Consider the following 18,731-nt stretch of genomic DNA (forward strand, 5'->3'; position numbering starts at 1 on the left):
TCGCTTTTCAATTTAAACTGTATTCAAGTTCTTGCTTAGTTCGCTTCCCCTTGACTACGGAATGGCATTCTACCGATTTGGTTGTCAGAGTCAATCGAGAAAAACCTTTTTTACGACTGTTTGATGTTAAATCCATCAATACAAACAATATTGCAGCTTTTTGCTTATTAGATAGTCAAAATGGTAAAGCGACTCACCTGCCCTCGACTACATTTATTTGCATTGCCATGGTTTTAGCTTCTTTGCTAGCGTCAATACCGGAACCATTAATACCGGAGTAAATTAATTGGCTTGTCTTTAACTTAATGGCATTAGCTCAGGAATGTAAAACTCTCGGTGGTGAACGCGCGTTCTAACTGATTGGCGATAAGTATCGTGATGACTTTATTCTAAGAACCGTGATGACTTTATTATTTTAAGGATAATGTATTTTAAGACCTGAGTTTTTAAAACCCCAGAGCAGCCTGTAGTTATACCTATTACTGTTAGTACGTTTCAACCAATAATACTTAAAACAAAAAACGCCCCTATAAATAGAGGCGTTTTAGTTACTTAGATCTGCGATCTAAGCTTAATCCTAATTAGCATTTATGCATTAGGTAATGATTGGTAGTTAAGACCAAGCATTTTTTGCATCACACCCACAACTTGACAGCTGTAACCAAATTCGTTGTCATACCATACATAAAGAATAGTACGGTTACCGTCAGCAATAGTCGCTTGTGAGTCCACAACACCCGCGTAACGTGAACCGACTAAATCACTTGATACGATTTCAGTCGAATCAGTGTAATCAATTTGGTTTTGCAGTTCAGACTGCAGCGCCATATCTTTTAGGTACTCGTTCATTTCATGTTTATTCGTTTCACCGTCGAGGTTAAGGCTAATGATAGCCATAGACACATTTGGTGTTGGAACACGAATAGCGTTGCCTGTTAACTTACCTTCAAGCACAGGTAGTGCTTTTGAAACTGCTTTAGCTGCGCCCGTTTCAGTAATGACCATGTTTAGTGGTGCACTGCGACCACGGCGATCTGCACTGTGGTAGTTATCGATAAGATTTTGGTCATTGGTGTATGAGTGAATAGTCTCAACGTGACCATTTACGATGCCATATTTATCGTTAACAGCTTTTAGTACTGGGGTAATAGCGTTAGTCGTACAGCTTGCTGCAGATACAATTGTATCTTCGTCAAGAATGTCTGACTCGTTAACACCATAAACGATATTTTTAATGGCTCCTTTTGCAGGAGCGGTAAGTAACACTTTACTTGCACCAGGTGACTTAAGATGTAGACCTAGACCCGCTTCATCTTTCCAAATACCTGTGTTATCAACCACAAGTGCATTTGAAATACCAAACTTAGTGTAATCGACTTCATCTGGAGAATTTGCGTAGATAACCTGAATGTAGGTACCATTGGCAATGATTGCATTGTTTTCTTCGTCAACTTCTACAGAGCCATTGAATGGACCATGTACAGAGTCACGACGCAATAAACTGGCACGTTTTTCTAAATCGCCCTTGCGGCCACCACGAAGTACAATTGCGCGTAGTCTAAGCTTATTGCTTACACCTGTTCTTTCGATAAGAAGACGAGCGAGTAAGCGTCCGATACGGCCAAATCCGTATAGCACAACATCTTTGGCTGCTTGTGTGTCTTCTAAGGTGATTGCATCTGCAAGTTCGCGGCTCATATAAGCCTCTATTTGACTCGCATCTTGATACTCGCGCCAGTAATTGACTGCCAGTTTACCGATATCAACTTTACATTGTTTTACCGCTAACTTACTTAAAGCCTCGATAAATGGAAAGCTTTCACGTAATCTCAGTTTTTCACCAACATGGCGACGCACTAAACGGTGCGATTTAATGATTTCGATTGTAGAAGCATTTAGCAGAGGTTTGCCATAGACGACGACTTCTACACCTTGGTTACGATATAATTTACCAAGTAGAGGTTGCATAGCCTCTGCCATTTCGAAACGTTCTTGCCAACTTTGTAGGTGTTTATCAGCGCTCATTAACAGATCCTTTATCTCACTTTTCCAATTTTTTAATTAGAAATGTTTGAGTAACAAAAAGAAAAGACCAATAATCTAACGTTATATTAGGGTTCTTTCCCCGTTTGGTCGGCGCCATTGTAATGAAAAGTTAGCTTTCAGGCTAGTCAGAAATTTTCGTTAACAATGTAATTTTATTAGAAAAAAGTCCGCTTGGAGCCATGTTTGAACAAAAACTTTGTAATGTTTACATCATTTTTAGGAATTAGCGCTTTTTTGGGGCTTTTTGGCTGTGAAGGACCTACAAATACTCAGGTGATTTGTAACAAAAATCCCGAACTTTGTGCCGATTTGCACAAAGATAGTTGGTGTCGCTTCGAAAAAGGTGACCTGATCCGTAATCGATTCAAGTTGAAAGGTACACCGGAGCCCTCAGGTAAGCTAGTTTATGAGCAATTGTTATATTTAGAACGCTACAATAAATGTGTTGAATTGGCAGCTGGAGTTCAACATATTTTGCATCCTGAGCGAACCAATGATCGTGCTAGAGCATTTGGGTTAAGTTCACAATCATTAGCTGAGCTGGAAGCAACCACTAAGGGCAGTAATGATCCTCACCTCGCCTACTATCATTGGTCTCGATTTAATGATCCTCAGGCCGAGAGAATATTGTTTGCCGCAGAGGAACGCGGAGCTATTACCGATATAGTATTAAAAGCAGAGTTGGCTTCTTACTATCTTAGAATAAACCAGGCTAAGTCTAAGCAGCTCTATACTGAGGTGCTCGATGGCAGTACTGAAGAAAACTTTAACCCTGATTGGTTACTTGCTTTAGCGACACTCTATCGACAAGAAAACCAGTTAGAAATCGATTATTGGCTCTCTAAAACAAATATTGAATTAACTGAGGCTAATTTTTCCGAAGAGCAAATGCTGGCGTTGCTGAAAGGTGATAAAAGATTGCAGCGCAAATTAGATAAAGACGCGTTAATACTTGCAGATCAACTACAATCTGGAAGTTATCAAAAGAGTAAATTAAAGAAACTACTTGATAAAGATATGAATGAAGCTTATTTACCATTATAAGCTGACATTTAACTATCATTTAATTTTGGCAATATATTTGCCAAGTTTCAAGTTTTTTGTACATTTATGCAATAATTGCTTGGAATCGCGACATGTGTAAAAAAATTACCTAAATTACGCTGACAAAGTGGCTTTTATAGCCGATATAACTTGACGATAGCTGTCAGTTTGGTAATTTTACTACCAGATACTTTTAAACATTTACCTGAGGGATATGAGATGACTATCCGAGTTGCAATTAACGGCTATGGCCGTATCGGCCGCAATGTTCTACGTGCTCTATATGAAAGCGAGAAGAACTATCCTATCAAGATCGTTGCACTTAACGATTTAGGTGACGCTTCAATCAACGCTCATTTAACTAAGTACGACTCAGTACATGGACGCTTTAACGCTAAAGTTGAGCATACTGATGACGCTATTTTTGTTAACGAAGATAAAATCCTTACCTTCCAAGAGCGTGACCCTTCAAAGCTTCCTTGGAAAGAGCTAGATATCGACGTGGTATTTGAATGTACTGGTATCTTCACTTCTAAAGAATCTGTTCAATCACATTTAGACGCTGGCGCAAAGAAAGTACTTATTTCTGCTCCTGGTAAAAATGTGGATGCAACTGTTGTTTACGGCGTAAACAACGATGTTATCACCAGCGATATGACTGTGATTTCAAATGCGTCTTGTACTACTAACTGTTTAGCTCCATTTGCTAAGCCGTTAAATGATGAAATTGGTATTGAATCAGGTCTTATGACAACGATTCATGCATACACCAATGATCAACGTTTGTCTGACGTTTACCACACTGACCTACGCCGTGCTCGTGCTGCTGCAATGTCAATGATCCCAACACAGACGGGTGCTGCTGCAGCTGTAGGTCTTGTTGTTCCTGAGCTTGCTGGTAAGTTTGATGGACTAGCAGTACGTGTACCTACTGTTAACGTGTCACTCGTTGACCTGTCTTTCGTGGCTGCACGTGACACAAGTGTTGAAGAGATCAACGCCATCATTGAGAAAGCAGCTTCTGTTGCTCCATTGAGTGAAGTGTTAGCTGTAAACCACGAGCCATTGGTATCAATCGACTTTAACCATAATCCATACTCTTCAAACTTTGACGCAACTCAAACTCGCGTTAACGGTCGTCTAGTAAAAGTAATGGCATGGTACGACAACGAATGGGGCTTCAGTAACCGCATGTTAGATAATGCAGTTGCACTTATGTCTGCTAAGTAATTCGAATGTTGTAATAAAAACCCAGCGAATGCTGGGTTTTTATTGTTATATACTTGAGAACTCGAAACAATTACGACCATTACCTTTCGCTTTATACATAAGTAGATCGGCTTGATTCATCAAGTAAGTGCAATCTATATCAACGTTCTTGCAATAAATGGCACCTAGGCTAACGGTAATAACTAACTGTCCAGCATCGCTATCTACCTTCGCCTCTGAAATACATCTTTGTATCGTATTAGCAAAAGCTTCTGCTTGCTCTTCGTTAAGCCCAGTCAAAAAAACACAAAACTCTTCGCCTCCTACACGGCCAAATACAGCGCTTCCACAAAGTGTTAGTTCCACTCTTTTGACGATTTCTATAATCGTTTGATCACCAACCTGGTGGCCAAACGTATCATTAACCCCTTTAAATCCATCGATATCGAACAGTAATAGCGTAATACTAGTTTTTCTAATATTATTTTGACGTTCAAACTCACTCATAAAAGCACGTCGATTATCGATACCCGTTAATGAATCTTTCTTCGCCAATAATTGTAATTCCTGATTTGCCGAGTAGAGTTCTTTAGTTCGCAGCATGACGGTTCTTTTAAGCTGTATAACGTAAATCGCAATCATGCTTAACGATAAAACTATCAGTAGTGGCAGTAAGTAACTCGGGTATACCGTTTCAACATGCAACCATTTCCTCTGAATACGATTCAAAGTGTCCTGCTCTACGCGGTTAAATCCATTCTTAACAAAATTAAGCAGTACCTCATTCCCTTTTGCTACAGCGGGTTTAACTGACGCGGTATAAAGATGCTGGACAGGTGCAAAAGCACTTTGCCTGTTTGATGTATACAAATAAAAGTTTGCAACTTGAAAATCAGCTACAAAGGCGTTGATGTCAGAACGTAAAGCCGCTTCAATCATCTGCTCATTATTTTTAAAACGGATAAATTTAGCTTTTGGGTAAGCTTGACGGATGAAGTTATCTTCATAGCTTCCTTCTATCACGCCTAGCGTTGTGTGCTCTATAATTGAATCTAAACTATCGCTAAGTAAAGACTGCTCTACAAATAGTTGACCTTCTAGCTGAGCGAGGTTATTAGCGTAGTCCAAATACCTCGCCCTATCATTTGACCATACTAAGCCAGCATGTATGTCGGCTTTACCTAGCCGTACATTATCGATAGATTCTTGCCAATCAGATAAAAGAAATTGAATTTCTATCTTATTAGTCTCGCCAAACTCTTTCCATAAATCAATTAGCAAACCTCTGGGCTCATTTTTATCATCAAGGTAAGAAAAGGGTTTCCATGCTTTGGAGTTCGCTATCACGAGTGCGATAGTGCTTTTGGGCGTATTATAAGATGAGGCTCCAATGCCGTTTGGGTACATTGGTGTTAATAAGAGAATTAATACCAATAACATAAGCATTGAGAGGATAGTTAAAGGCGCAAATCGTAGGAATGGAGATTTACTGATTGTATTAGGTTTTTGCTGTTCTTGGTCACCTTTGGGGAAAGTCGCCACGGGATACAGTTCCTTTGCCATAATCCTTTAGGGGTAAAAATAACACTTTTAAAACAATTACTCTACGTCACCTGATTTATGTAAGCATGATTAACACTTAAGAATGATAACAAGCGTAATTTCGAATTTTGGCATGTTTTATGGGGCGGCGCGTATTGATGTCGACATAAACCCCATAAGTCCATTGTGTGCAATAAGAGCAGGAAGAGGAGAGTTTAGATAAATTTCCGTTTTTCTGTTGAACTAGATCCAATAGCTTCATCTATTACTTCGATATTTTGATTGATATAGCTAATTAGTATGTGCTTCTCGCTATCACCCATTCCAGTATTTAACACTGCACGGTGTAACTCTAGAGCTTCAGATTTATGACTAAGAAGTGTAAGCGCTGATATTTGGTCTAAATTGTGATAACGCATCAATAAGGCTCGTTGAGTAAGCCTTATAGATGCATGAATAAGTAATGTGAGACTTGTCACTTTGTCTTGAGTAATCACTCGCGGCTCAAAATCCTGACATTGAAGAGCTTGTTGTCTAGTGGAATGCATATTTACCCCTGTAAAGTTTGCCCTGCTATTAGGCTATTGGGGTAAATAGTAACTTTCTAACGCTGTACGTTGGCTTAATGGCTATATTATCAACAAAGACACGTTCCAGGGTTAACTTCGTTTTATTCTCACGACTTTAAAAATATCCATTTCGAAGCCAGCAACCCCCTGCTTGTCTGGATAATAAGTCATGTTTACACGGGCACCGCTCAAACTCTTATATTTTTTGGTTCGCCTGAACGTAAAAGGAGTATCACAGTTATCAATCATGACAGTGTGAATGACCCAGTCATCTTTAGCTCTTTGTGTATGGGAACAAACTTTAACATCTTCTGAATGAACGAGCTTGTCATGCTTAACTAACATTTTGTCTACTGTGGACTTCACAATTTCCTCCATAGAAAAAAAGTAAGTAATAAAAGTAGCACAAAGTACTATTTGAGTAAAAAATTTTACTCAAAATGGCGGCCTTTAACCTAGCATAATCGTCATTGCTTCATTATTCCTGTTCATCTAAAGCCAGCTACGGCTCACCAAAGTAATGATTGTTATATGAAGGTAAACTTATTGCAGAATGCCACAAAAAGCATTCGGATATTGGATGAAAAAAAAGCGCTATGTCTGAGACATAACGCTTTTAATTAAGTCGTTATTGGATGCTAATTATTCAGGCTTCCAACCTAACTTCTTCTCTATTGAATCAATCATTGCACCAGCAATATCAATACCAGTAGCAGACTCAATACCTTCTAGTCCTGGCGATGAGTTGATCTCCAGTAAAAGTGGTCCACGGCTTGAACGGATAATATCAACACCGGCAACACGAAGTCCCATTGTCTTAGCCGCTTTAAGTGCTAACTGGCGCTCAGCAGCACTTACCGAAACGATAGATGCACTACCACCTTGATGAATGTTAGCTCTAAACTCACCAGGAGCCGCTGTACGCTCGATAGAAGCAACAACCTTACCGTCGATTACAAAGCAACGTAAATCCTTACCTTGAGCTTCTTTGATAAACTCTTGTACCAATAGATTTACATGTAACGATTTAAAAGCATTAATCACACTTTCAGCTGCTTTTGTCGTTTCTGCAAGTACAACGCCTTTGCCTTGAGTACCTTCAAGTAGCTTAACGATAAGTGGTGCACCACCAACCATATCGATTAGATCTTTAGTATCAACAGGTGAATTTGCAAATCCACTGGTAGGAATATCTAAGTTATTCTTTTGCAATAACTGCAAAGAGAATAGTTTGTCTCTTGAGCGTGTTATCGCATCAGAAGTATTAAGCGCCATGATATTCAGACTTTCAAAGTGGCGTGTTAACGCACAACCGTAAAAAGTCATACTTGGTCTGATCCGCGGAATAACCGCATCGAGGTCGTTTAATATACGGCCACCACGGTAATGTACTTCAGGCTCAGAAGCATCAAGCTTTAAATAACATTGCTTGATGTTTAAGAATACCATCTCATGACCGCGCTGTTCACCAGCTTCGATTATACGGCGGTTACTGTATAAGTCAGGGTTGCTCGCTAGTAAGCCGATCTTTAAACCGCTTTTCTTAGCCGATTTAACACCATATAGTTTTTCAACTTCATCATCATTTTGCTCACCTAAGCAAAATGAAGCAGAAGGGTCAACTAAGGTCTTGTTGCTCATCGCTTCACGGCCTAACAACATGCGGTAACCCATGCTATCGCGGTTCGTTAATGTAAGTTCAACTTCCCACGCGTGACCACCTAGCTGAATAACAGAGGCAATAACGTAACGCTTTTCTGATTCGCCATTTGAACTCTTGATATTACGACGATCGATAACTTTACTTTCACATCGAAGAATGATCTTGCGACTATTTTGTATCGGGTGAAGCTCAAAAGAAACCCATGGCTCGCCTTCTCTTTTAAAAGGTCGGATATTGACAGCATGGATTGATGACGTTCTGGCGCCAGAGTCTACTCTAGCCTTAATTGCAGGAACACCAAGAGCTGGGAATGCACACCACTCTTCACTTCCGATAATAAACTTATTGTCGCTCATTACAATTCTTCCAGTTAAGTTAAATTAAGGAGCGCGAAAGTACTCCTTTTTTCAGCAGATGCAAACTAAATTTTAGTTATTTTCTGCATACCGATAGATTTTTTTCTAAAATCCTGAAAACTGAGATGTTCATCGTCGTTTTATAGACGTATGAACGGCTGACATCACGTTAACTCGATTAAAGATGTAGAGTATCAAAAATATGTTTTTTTGAGTAGTTTCATTAAGTAAATTATAATTTATACACATAATAAATGTGTTATTTTTACAATTTGTCAGTCAGTAGTTCTCAACAGCAATCGTTTTTATCCAGGTGCAACCGTGTAACGTATTCTGTTCTAAATACTGTTACCAAGGGATCACCTTAGCCTGATAATCATAAAATTCACCACTTTGTTCTTGTGTTAAAGAGTCTAATACTTGCATCATTCCTTTTACTGATGCATCTGTATCTATTAATGCATTAGGCCCCCCCATTGCAGTTAGCACCCAGCCAGGGTGTAAGGCGACACATTTAATATCATCAGCTTTAAGATCGATTGAAAGGCTTTTAACGACAGAGTTTAGTGCCGCTTTTGACGAGCGATAGTAATAGCCCCCTCCACTTCTGTTATCCTGCATACTTCCAACTTTGGAAGAGATAAATGCAGCAATGCTGTTAGACCCAAGTTTGAGATTTGTATATAAGGCTTCTGTTATTAGTAAAGGGGCAATGGTGTTGATCTCGAGTACTCTTCGCCACTCATTTGCATCCGTTTGTCCAAAGCTGACTCCCTTAGGACCATAATACCCGGCGTTATTGATGAGTAGATCTATCGGAACGCCATCTAATTCAGTGGTTAATGCCGAAATGGAATCTGCCACAGTAACATCTAGCGCTATCACCTTTAGCTGATCGAAGTTCGACTTTAGCACCGACAGCTCTACTGCTTTTTTGGGGTTTCGGCAACTAGCTGTAACTTGCCAGCCCGCCTTTAAATAGTGCTCAACGAACGCCCGGCCTATTCCGCGATTCCCACCAGTTATGAGTACATGTTTAGTCATTTAATTTACCTTAAAAAGATCGAGTTCTATCATCAAAGCTCAGTCTAGTTCAGAGTCAAGCAAAGTTGCGAAATAATGAGGAAAAAAATACAAAATATGAAGTATTAGTTACTCATTAACATCTATGCATTTCAAAAGCTTGTCTATTATATAAATGTGTTATCAAACGATATTATTCAGCAAATCAAGTGTTAGAGCGTCTGCTCGACTATTGGATACCGATACAGCGCCATGCTTGCCCTGATAGACTTAGTCTATGTTAAAGATAAAGCAGAACACCTAATCAGATTGCAAAGGTAAAGAAAGTGTAAAACTCACACCAATTTAAGTGATGAAAGTTTAGCTACTGCAGATGAGCTTCTGCAACCACAGAATCACATGTGAGTAACAACTGGCAAGTATGGACCCTCTCTTGCAAGTTTAAATGTAATCCCATTTATCCTGTTAATTTAAGACCGCATAGCCACGATTTGTCATACAGTTTTTGATCACTGTTTGCTGCTCGGCTTTAAATGAATCTCTGTTTTGGCGCTTCTCTCTACCCTTAGAAATCACCCCAATACCGAGCCCTATTGCAGCGCCCTGTTTTGCCCCATCGGAACCTGAACCACCTGCGATAGCCTTACCGGCAGAGCCAATTGCAGCACCTTTAGCTGCAGTGCCAACAGCGCTCGAGTCTGTACTTTTGTGTTTAACTTGAGTTGATAACTCTGTACATTGATGCAAATCATATACATAGTCCTTCTCATCAACTCCTGTTTTATCCACAATAATATTGGCTATGGCACTAAACGGTAACAACATACAACCAATTGCTAATAAATAACTTTTCATTAACAATTCCTATTTATCAAATAATTTTACTTTAATCATCAACAGAATCAATGGACATACTCTGTTTTGAATTCTTATGTATATCGATTATAGTACAGCCTTTTTCCTGTCCATCACTTGAACAGATCTTCACTAAGGCTCATTAATGAAACAAAATGTAAAATCTGTTGAGGAGGCCTTGTCTTACATATTGGGCACACAATCTTTCTACAAAGTAGAAACAATACAGTCGCTCTGGGCTGGATATGGTGAGATAGCAAGATACCGATTCACTTCATCAACACAGAGCAAGCTCAAGAGTGCAAATACCTTTATCGTAAAACATATCTGTCCGCCAAAGCAGGTAAAGCACCCAAGAGGATGGGCTGGCTCTTTTTCACATCAGAGAAAACTCAACTCTTATAAAGTTGAAATGAACTTTTATAAAGACTTTGCCGACCAGTGCGATCATAATTGTCAAGTACCTATGCTATTAGGGATGACAAGCTTCAAACATAGAGATGGATTGACCCAGCTGATTGTTATGACTGATCTAGATTCAAACGGGTTTTCAACGAGAGCGTCATGTCTGACGATAGATCAAACTAAGTTATGTCTTCGTTGGTTAGCGCATTTTCATGCAAAGTTTTTAAAAATTTCAACTGAGACTGCACATGAAGGGCTTTGGCCAATTGGAACATATTGGCATCTTGAAACTCGCCATGAAGAATGGCTTGCAATGCCTGATACAATGTTAAAATCAAATGCAGCCAAGATAGATAACATACTGAAACAATGCAAATATCAGACACTAGTACATGGTGATGCCAAAGTTGCAAACTTTTGTTTTAACAAAAAATTCACGGATGTGGCCGCTGTCGATTTTCAATATGTAGGCACTGGAGTGGGTGTTAAAGATGTCATTTACTTGCTTGGTAGTTGTTTGACTGAAATAGACTGCGAGAGTAATTTCTCAGTATTACTGCATGATTATTTTTCAGAGCTTGCAAGGGCCATAGAATTATACCAACCCAATATTGATGCCTTACTCGTCATCAAAGAGTGGCAAAAATTAGTCTTTTTTGCCTGGGCTGACTTTGAACGCTTCCTCGTTGGCTGGGCACCAGAACACACAAAACGAAATCGATTCAGTGAAAAGATAACGCAAACGGCTTTAAATTATTGTAATGATCCTGCGTATCTTAACGTTTAACAGAACTAAACCGAGAGCAAACCGAGTGAAAGGCAAGAATATACTTGGATAAAATTTCTTATATATTAGCCAAGTGTTCCTCACTCTTTAGTTTCTATCTTGATATTCACTTAACAGAAAATCAATTGCTTGATCAAAAGTATCGACTTGATTGATAGACATGAACTCTTTTAAGCGAGTGACTAAATCATTACCAATCTCTATATGTGATTTTTTTTTACGTTTTTTTATTTGCGATAATTCTTTGCGAACCATTCTCCAACCATAATCACTGAAGTACTGGTTGAGCAAAATATTCGATTTTTCCAAAGCTATATCTAAACCACGATTCTGTTTACGCTTATGATTTAGCTCTGATAAACTTTCTGTCAACAGAATATACAGCTGATGACTATCGCCATTAGAATTAAATTCAACGAACCAGTCTTTTCTCTTTGTAACTTCAGTTAATGGAATGAGACGATAGATCAAAGGTAACGCAAATATCAGTTCATCGAGTTGCAGCAGTTTTAACATCCGCCCTGCTGTCGGCTTTGCGTTATGGTACTGCCAAACTTGTGCTGGCTTAACTGGATTTTTTGTATCTGTACCAGATTTAGACTCAGTCACAAGCTTAGACTTTTGTTCAACCTCAGATAACATTTTTTGTGTGACCATAATAAATTCTCGAGCCCTGTATAAGTATCAGAATAATGCATAAGGAAATAACCAACAGATAAAGTATGGTGTAACCACATTATATAAAAGTATTACTCTTTTCTCTATATAACTATCTATTAAATCTAGTGTTTTTATATTGCCCTCTATACATATAGGTAAGACAGATAAAATGGTGTCACCTTACTAAACCCGTTGTTACCAAGTGTTATCACTCACATATTAGAACCTACATGCTAATCTAGCTTATTCATAAATACTCTGTTTCTTGCTATCTTGTTTCTAGTTAGCTTGGTCTTAATGGCCGTCCTTCTGCAGGATAGTTTTACTGTGTAAAATTTTACTCAAATTATAATGATGTCAGACTTACCTATTAGATATTATTGCCACGTTATTTACCTATGCCTTGTCTCAATTTATTTAAACTAGTTCTAACTCAAAGCCAACTCAAAGCTAAGTCAATTTAGAACCAATTTCAAACATTAAAATGGTTACACCATTCTTTATTAAAATGATTTTCTCAAGTGCAATGCACCTGAGAAGGTTAATTTTAACCACTAAGTTTTGGTTTCACTATTGCTGTTAAAGTGAGCAAAGAATGGCTACCTTTGTTCATAAAAAACGCAATTCTATCTTTTTCAATCTCTACCAGTGATAATGACGATTATCGCTGGTAGAAAATACAGGATTTATGTAGAATATCAGTGATTTACTAGGCTATTCTCCACAAGCAGATGTTGGTTTTAGGTGTATTTGAAAGATGAGTGTTGATAAAAACATAAATGATATTGACAATAATGCAGAAAAAACAGATGTCGAATTAACAGTCAATATTGCAGCAGTAGATCCTCATGCTAAAAGCGATCCCGACGCTAATGTCGTTACCTCTGGCTATGACAATATTCACCCTCAAATCAATACCCTAAACAAATCGCAGTACACCCAAGGTTCAGATGAAAAGTTTTTTCGAGAGCAACAATTGCCGGTTTCAATCTTAGATGATTATAAAAGTGCCGCAGATGAAACTCAGTATGAAATATCTCACAATACTCGCAGAGTTTACTCTTCAAGTTTCTCGATCTTTCAACGTTACTGTGAACAACACGGATTAAATGCCCTGCCCGCGGATCCACGAAGTGTCATTTCGTTTATCGGTCATCAAAAAGACTTGTACCAAGAAAAAAGTGGCCACCAGCTTTCAAAGCAAACTATCAATACTCGATTAGCCGCGATCCGTTTTTTTCATATTCAAGCCAGTTTTCATTCGCCAACAGAACATCCATTGGTGATAAGAGTTATGCGTGGATTAATGCGCAATCAATATCGGCATATGTCAGATTACGATCAGCAACCCATAACTTATGATGAACTAGAGATGCTATTGTCTGTGATCGATGAACAGCCGCAAGAGTTAACGCGATTACGAGACAAAGCTATTTTACAACTTGGATTACAAGGTGGGTTTAGACGTTCAGAGTTGGCTGAAATTAAAGTAGAACATATTAGTTTTTTGAGAGAAAAACTCAAGGTGCGAGTGCCCTACTCTAAAAGTAATCAACAGGGCCAAAGAGAGTGGAAAGATCTTCCTAAACAAGAAATGTTTTCTGCTTATGAGGCTGTACAGCTATGGCTTACGGCAACTAAAATAAAACAAGGCCACCTTTTTAGATCCCTCAGTCGAGATGGAAACAGTGTACGAGATTATATTGTTAACAAGCCAAGAATGGGAAAAGGTTTCTTAAAGGGAGATGATATTTATCAGATGATAAAAAAATATTGCGACAGAGCCGGACTAAACTCTCGTTTTTATGGTGCTCATAGTTTAAGAAGTGGTTGTGTTACCCAGCTACATGAAAACAATAAAGATCATCTCTATATTATGGGTAGGACGGGTCATACAGATCCGCGTTCACTTCGCCATTATCTAAAGCCAAAGGATTAGTTGTTTAATATGTGGTGCTTGGTTTCGACAGCAATCGATGCTACTTAGCTGATTGAAGCCTCCCTTTCCGATTGATTTTGTTAACAGTAAATCCTGGACAGGCTTCTCACTGCCAAATAAAGCTCTGATGTAAAGCGCAACAGTATTATTGATTTTTATCGTTTTAAAAATAACTTTTTAAATTTATTTAAAATACAGCAGTTCATTCTATATTACTTTAACACGCTATTTCATATTTAAAACAGAGCAAGATTAAGACCGAATTAATGTTAAGAGCATTTTCAAATATAGATGATGTACGTTATTGCTACGATTAAAAGTAATGCGCTTACCTTAATAATTTGCATATACCTCCTAGTTATAAAACAAGTTTATTGTGAAGCTGAGTTGCCTGTGTATTTCAAGAAGGTATCATGCTTTAAATATATTTCACTACAAACATATTACACTTTAAACATATTGCACTTTAAACATATTGCACTTTAAACATATTGCACTTTAAAAAGTGTAAATCTCAATTATTAATACCGAGTTATACATGTTGATATTGATTGTATATCACATTAATTAAATTCCACAATTGTTATATTTTCAGTGCTGAATGATAAGTATTTATTAGCACTGTAAAATATAAAACTAGCTGGGATTTTTATCTAGAACATCAGCTAAATATTTGTTAGCTGTTACAAGTAGACATATGACGATGGTGCTAACTTAAATAACCTAATCAAATAATTTAGTATTAGTACTAACTACTCGCCCCACGGATTACATCAATCATAAATGCCAATCAAAAGGATGAAGATTAAAAGCTATCATTACAAACTATTATTAATTGAATCAAAATAACCTTCGAAACTAGAATGGGCATGGGCTATATCCTAGTATTCTTTTGCCTGTAATAGGATGATCAAACTCAAGTCGGGTTGCATGCAACATTAATCTTGAAGCCACTTTATGTGAAAATGAAGTGCCATAAAGATCACAACCGATAATAGGATGACCTAAGTATTGACTATGGATCCGTAATTGGTGAGTACGACCTGTTTCGGGCGTTAATTCGACTCGAGTGACATCTATAGATTTATCATCAACATTCTCAATTAGCATTTGCTTTTGTACTGTTGGAATGACAGAAAATCTTTCTCTAGATAATACCTTATAACGGGAACAAGATGGTTTACCGCTTTCGGCGCAGATTTTCATCATAGGAAAATTAGGTTTGTCTTTAGCAATTGGAGCCGATATCAAGCCGTTATCATCAGCAAGTGCTCCCAATAAAAGTGCGTTATATCTTTTTAACACGCTACGCTCACTAAACTGTTTACACAGTAGCGCGTTTATCCCCCTATTGAGTGCGATCAGCATAATTCCAGACGTACCCAAATCTAATCTATGCACTAGAGAGCATCCGGGGAAATCTTTCACTAATCTATGGTGCACCGAATCTAAATTAGCGGGATGCTTACCCGACAAAGATAAAAGGCCCGAGGGTTTGTTGATAAGTAGTAAATCATCGTCCCGATAAAGTATTGTAATATCTTCAAAACATGGCGGAGCGATAAAGTCATCTACGATTGGCAGCATTGGTGATCCCAGGTGCTAAAATATGTGATGGATGATACATGAGTTTATCTTTATCAACGAGTGATGTTTTAGTTAAGGCTGCTGCATGGCTATGCGTAAGTTTGAATTATTATTCAATAATTAAAGTGCAAACCCGAGATATTTTTAACTTAACAACATAAAAAGTCAGATATATGAATAAAATTGGTGGCAGTATCATTATTTTTGATTTAAACAATAATGAGCATGGCAGAGAGAGTAACTGTGAGACTGATTGTGAAGTGATCATGAAAATGATGAGTACAGAGTAATATAGGTGCAGAGAACAGTCAGTTTTAAAATGAAATAGACTAGTCTTTTATGAAGAAATAGTACATGAAACTAAGTCGAGTAAACCAAGAAAGTGCACATCCTTGTACACCCTCTAGGAGCAAACTATGAATTAATTTAGCGCTTAAAAGTCTATTCTAAAACCAATACTTGCGATAGTATCATCAAAATCTGAGTACTGCTTTACATCAAATTGGCCTAATTCAGTGTGTACTCTCGTTGACTTAGATAAGCGATATTCTGCACCAATTGCCCATTGAGACACCTCTGGTACGTCCGTCGCTGCAGCGCCTAACTTGTCATATACACGCCCAGCAATTTTACCTGTACCTGAATCATCCTGTCCGTATTGCGCTTTTAGCGTCAACTTATCAATTTGATATTTAGCACTGACAATAAAGCCATCACCATCACGTTGCTGCCAGTTATCTAAATTTGGATTAACAATTTCAGAGCTCTGATAGATAGAACCTAACATTAAATTATCATACTTATACTGAGCAACTGCGCGGAAACCTTTTATATCTTCAACACCGTCAGTATAGGCTGCAGCTAGATATAGGTCGCCTGTTTTAAATAGCTTGTCACCATATGTTAGTGCAACTTGATAATTACCATTATCACGACGAACATCATCTTCGCCGTAGTAGTTATCTTCTAAAATATAACTTGCACCAAATTGTACTTTATTCCATTTAACGGTTTTATATTCTAGTGAGTCACCCCAACGTTTATCACCCGCAAATAAACGGTCATGCTTTAGCGAGTACATGTCCATAGCATCGGCAGTACCTTTTGCCATTTTAAAAACTGGATCAATACGACCTGCGGCAAGTTGACCTGCTGTAGAGTGCTTTATTCCTAAATACGTTGGACGCGCCGAGAAGGGATTGTTTTGTTTACCTTCAGTTGCACCATTAACACCCACTTCAATTTGATAAAATACACTGAAATCATCATTTAACGGTGCGTTACCTTTAACACCAAGACGGCTCCAGTTATTTTCTAAAATGGTACCGCTTTTTCCACTGTGAGTTGCACTACCGCTGTCAGAGTGTGTAATTGAGTAATCAATGCGGCCATAAAATTTATAAGCATCAGCCATTACAGTTGGTGAAGCTAACACTGCTGCGGCAAGTAAAGTCAGTTTAATTGTTTTCATCATCTTCTCTTTTAATGTATTAATACGTTGAAAGGCAAGAAGACTCCTTGGCTCTGTGGCAATTAGGAGTCGACGTCCAGAGCAGGATTAGTTTTGTTTGTGTTTAACAATCACGCCGTCTTGGCGCATTTGCGTATATAAGATCTCAGCTTGCTTCAAGTAAGTATCCCAAGAGTTAGAACGCTTAGTGAAACCCGTCGCAGCATAGCTACCGGTATCGCCGGTAGCAGGTAGATCATTAATTAAGAATAATGAACCGCCTTGCTGCAAATGAGCATTAAGCGCATCAATCATCACGTTAAAGCCAATTCGAGCCGGTTCAACGTAATTAATAGATTCATACTTTGACTGACGGTAGAACTTCTTTTGCGACGCATCTGTGATCGAAGCTTTCTCATCAGCAAAGATTTCGTCGTAATGAGCTTTGGTAATTTGCTGAGTATTGGTGTCGACAACAATACGCAACATGGCTGTTACGCCAGTCCATTTACCTTTGCTATCAACGAGCTTTTCAGCGTATTGATAAAAACGTTGATGAGTACCATCCCCATTGATCTGAGCATGAATTTTGGCAGTTAGCGGTACCATAGACTGTTGAATGCTGTTTGAGGCTCCAGCGACAACATCGATGCCGGTGTATTTTAAACGATTCGGTTCTTTAAGCTTATTGCCTAACGATGGATCAAAATCAGGATTAAGCTCAAAAGTTAGCTTGTCTTGCTCTACCATTAATTTTTCCATGGTTAGAGCTGATTGAACCCAAGCCGTGCCCTTTTTCTTACCCATAGAAAAGTTATATTCAGACATACGCTTAGGGACATCTTGGTATAAACGGGTGTAGTAGTTAGGACGCCCACTTTCATTAAACTCTGCAAATATCACGTTATCTGAGTTTTTAAGCTCGGTAACTATGGCTACACTACCCATGTGACCTTGGCGGAAGCGGGCCTCTTGGTAATAATAGTCACCCTTTAATAAACCAAGTTGAGGCTGAATAGACCATTTCAGTTTGAAATCTTCATCAGCTGATTCATCTTTTGCACCTACTGACACATATTCAGGTTGACTACCATCGGCTCTAGGCAAAGTGTTAATCGCTTCTAAAATGCCATTCGATGAATAGGTCGCACCAGAAACAGCATCAATACCTTCATGGCCATTATTCGCCACAACTTTAGCCAATAAGCGCTCAGCATTTAAGTAAAGTGATTCAGTTTCTTTATGAGACTTTGTTTTGATATCAACGATATGACCATTTTTAACTTCCACGGTTAGCGTGATTACACTTTTTTTGCCTTTAGCTGATACATCATGAGTACCATCAGCATACTTACCTTGGCTCATGGTTGTTGAACAGCCTGCAAGTGTCATGGTGGCGAATAATATTGCGCTGCTTACAAGTGTTTTATTGAATAATGTTAAGGTTTTCATTCTGTCGGCCTTCAATGTTTATTGCATTGAGTTCAGAATATAAGTTTTAAATTTATTCACAATTGCGGTTTTCCGCAATAAGGCTTGCTTAGTTCTATTTATATGACAGAGTTAACATAACGAGAAGTTGTTTTTCACTCAATT

General features: G+C 38.4%; 16 protein-coding genes and 1 pseudogene. 5 read left to right on the forward strand and 12 right to left on the reverse strand.

All coding sequences use genetic code 11. The features are described from left to right. The coding region (locus tag ACVBIK_RS18700) for a hypothetical protein (protein WP_447170252.1) at window positions 1-281 on the forward strand (281 nt) is incomplete at its 5' end. 307 nt (window positions 282-588) lie between these two features. Here the strand turns inward: ACVBIK_RS18700 and ACVBIK_RS18705 are convergent. After that, on the reverse strand, window positions 589-2,025 hold the full coding sequence (locus tag ACVBIK_RS18705) for a glyceraldehyde-3-phosphate dehydrogenase (RefSeq protein WP_447159301.1): 1,437 nt from the start codon (window positions 2,023-2,025) through the stop codon (window positions 589-591). Between the two features lie 204 nt (window positions 2,026-2,229). Between ACVBIK_RS18705 and ACVBIK_RS18710 the strand changes: the two genes are divergently transcribed. Both ACVBIK_RS18710 and gap read left to right on the forward strand, forming a co-directional pair. Then, window positions 2,230-3,090: a DUF2989 domain-containing protein gene (locus ACVBIK_RS18710; protein WP_447159302.1), complete on the forward strand. Its 861-nt coding sequence runs from the start codon at window positions 2,230-2,232 to the stop codon at window positions 3,088-3,090. Between the two features lie 219 nt (window positions 3,091-3,309). After that, on the forward strand, window positions 3,310-4,320 hold the full coding sequence (gene gap, locus ACVBIK_RS18715; RefSeq protein ID WP_447159303.1) for a type I glyceraldehyde-3-phosphate dehydrogenase: 1,011 nt from the start codon (window positions 3,310-3,312) through the stop codon (window positions 4,318-4,320). A gap of 45 nt (window positions 4,321-4,365) precedes the next feature. On the opposite strand, the gene ACVBIK_RS18720 is transcribed toward gap, so the two are convergent. The 7 genes and pseudogenes from ACVBIK_RS18720 to ACVBIK_RS18750 all read right to left on the reverse strand — a co-directional run bounded on the left by ACVBIK_RS18720 (window position 4,366) and on the right by ACVBIK_RS18750 (window position 10,307). Then, window positions 4,366-5,862 carry a transporter substrate-binding domain-containing diguanylate cyclase gene (locus tag ACVBIK_RS18720; RefSeq protein WP_447170253.1) on the reverse strand — a complete coding sequence of 499 codons (1,497 nt, stop codon included), beginning with the start codon at window positions 5,860-5,862 and terminating at the stop codon, window positions 4,366-4,368. Window positions 5,863-6,056: 194 nt separating this feature from the next. Next, entirely contained in the window at window positions 6,057-6,389 is a 333-nt protein-coding gene (locus tag ACVBIK_RS18725; RefSeq protein WP_447170254.1) for a hypothetical protein, read from the reverse strand. Between the two features lie 111 nt (window positions 6,390-6,500). Then, window positions 6,501-6,776 (reverse strand): hypothetical protein, encoded by a 276-nt coding sequence (locus ACVBIK_RS18730; RefSeq protein ID WP_447159306.1) that lies wholly within the window; start codon window positions 6,774-6,776, stop codon window positions 6,501-6,503. Window positions 6,777-7,052: 276 nt separating this feature from the next. Continuing rightward, window positions 7,053-7,937: a 30S ribosomal protein S6--L-glutamate ligase gene (rimK, locus tag ACVBIK_RS18735; RefSeq protein ID WP_447159365.1), complete on the reverse strand. Its 885-nt coding sequence runs from the start codon at window positions 7,935-7,937 to the stop codon at window positions 7,053-7,055. A gap of 84 nt (window positions 7,938-8,021) precedes the next feature. Continuing rightward, window positions 8,022-8,429: pseudogene (locus ACVBIK_RS18740) on the reverse strand (ATP-dependent zinc protease family protein); the annotation flags it as partial. 348 nt (window positions 8,430-8,777) lie between these two features. After that, the gene (locus tag ACVBIK_RS18745; protein WP_447170255.1) at window positions 8,778-9,473 is read right to left on the reverse strand and encodes an SDR family oxidoreductase; all 696 of its coding nucleotides are present in this window, start codon (window positions 9,471-9,473) and stop codon (window positions 8,778-8,780) included. A 444-nt stretch (window positions 9,474-9,917) separates the two neighbouring features. Beyond that, window positions 9,918-10,307 (reverse strand): glycine zipper family protein, encoded by a 390-nt coding sequence (locus ACVBIK_RS18750; protein ID WP_447170256.1) that lies wholly within the window; start codon window positions 10,305-10,307, stop codon window positions 9,918-9,920. A 145-nt stretch (window positions 10,308-10,452) separates the two neighbouring features. On the opposite strand from ACVBIK_RS18750, the gene ACVBIK_RS18755 reads away from it, so the two are divergent. Further along, window positions 10,453-11,499, forward strand: coding sequence for an oxidoreductase family protein (locus tag ACVBIK_RS18755; RefSeq protein WP_447159309.1), 1,047 nt, complete (start codon window positions 10,453-10,455; stop codon window positions 11,497-11,499). A gap of 87 nt (window positions 11,500-11,586) precedes the next feature. On the opposite strand, the gene ACVBIK_RS18760 is transcribed toward ACVBIK_RS18755, so the two are convergent. Next, window positions 11,587-12,156 carry a hypothetical protein gene (locus ACVBIK_RS18760; protein ID WP_447170257.1) on the reverse strand — a complete coding sequence of 190 codons (570 nt, stop codon included), beginning with the start codon at window positions 12,154-12,156 and terminating at the stop codon, window positions 11,587-11,589. Window positions 12,157-13,069: 913 nt separating this feature from the next. Between ACVBIK_RS18760 and ACVBIK_RS18765 the strand changes: the two genes are divergently transcribed. Then, entirely contained in the window at window positions 13,070-14,098 is a 1,029-nt protein-coding gene (locus tag ACVBIK_RS18765; RefSeq protein ID WP_447159366.1) for a tyrosine-type recombinase/integrase, read from the forward strand. Between the two features lie 858 nt (window positions 14,099-14,956). On the opposite strand, the gene ACVBIK_RS18770 is transcribed toward ACVBIK_RS18765, so the two are convergent. The 3 genes from ACVBIK_RS18770 to ACVBIK_RS18780 form a co-directional block, all read right to left on the reverse strand. Continuing rightward, entirely contained in the window at window positions 14,957-15,685 is a 729-nt protein-coding gene (locus ACVBIK_RS18770; protein ID WP_447162734.1) for an RluA family pseudouridine synthase, read from the reverse strand. 433 nt (window positions 15,686-16,118) lie between these two features. Next, entirely contained in the window at window positions 16,119-17,159 is a 1,041-nt protein-coding gene (locus tag ACVBIK_RS18775) for a porin (RefSeq protein WP_447170258.1), read from the reverse strand. Window positions 17,160-17,243: 84 nt separating this feature from the next. Continuing rightward, a complete protein-coding gene (locus ACVBIK_RS18780) occupies window positions 17,244-18,587 on the reverse strand; it encodes an FMN-binding protein (protein WP_447170259.1) in 1,344 nt (447 codons plus the stop codon). Window positions 18,588-18,731: the final 144 nt, after the last annotated feature.

Source organism: Shewanella sp. 125m-1, from assembly GCF_052977065.1.

What these genes read in the sequence shown, in the direction of transcription:
- ACVBIK_RS18725 (WP_447170254.1), bottom strand. Translation starts at nt 6,389, where the DNA reads ATGCATTCCACTAGACAACAAGCTCTTCAATGTCAGGATTTTGAGCCG.
- ACVBIK_RS18720 (WP_447170253.1), bottom strand. Translation starts at nt 5,862, where the DNA reads ATGGCAAAGGAACTGTATCCCGTGGCGACTTTCCCCAAAGGTGACCAA.
- gap (WP_447159303.1), top strand. Translation starts at nt 3,310, where the DNA reads ATGACTATCCGAGTTGCAATTAACGGCTATGGCCGTATCGGCCGCAAT.
- ACVBIK_RS18775 (WP_447170258.1), bottom strand. Translation starts at nt 17,159, where the DNA reads ATGATGAAAACAATTAAACTGACTTTACTTGCCGCAGCAGTGTTAGCT.
- ACVBIK_RS18750 (WP_447170256.1), bottom strand. Translation starts at nt 10,307, where the DNA reads ATGAAAAGTTATTTATTAGCAATTGGTTGTATGTTGTTACCGTTTAGT.
- ACVBIK_RS18760 (WP_447170257.1), bottom strand. Translation starts at nt 12,156, where the DNA reads ATGGTCACACAAAAAATGTTATCTGAGGTTGAACAAAAGTCTAAGCTT.
- ACVBIK_RS18745 (WP_447170255.1), bottom strand. Translation starts at nt 9,473, where the DNA reads ATGACTAAACATGTACTCATAACTGGTGGGAATCGCGGAATAGGCCGG.
- ACVBIK_RS18705 (WP_447159301.1), bottom strand. Translation starts at nt 2,025, where the DNA reads ATGAGCGCTGATAAACACCTACAAAGTTGGCAAGAACGTTTCGAAATG.
- ACVBIK_RS18780 (WP_447170259.1), bottom strand. Translation starts at nt 18,587, where the DNA reads ATGAAAACCTTAACATTATTCAATAAAACACTTGTAAGCAGCGCAATA.
- ACVBIK_RS18770 (WP_447162734.1), bottom strand. Translation starts at nt 15,685, where the DNA reads ATGCTGCCAATCGTAGATGACTTTATCGCTCCGCCATGTTTTGAAGAT.
- ACVBIK_RS18755 (WP_447159309.1), top strand. Translation starts at nt 10,453, where the DNA reads ATGAAACAAAATGTAAAATCTGTTGAGGAGGCCTTGTCTTACATATTG.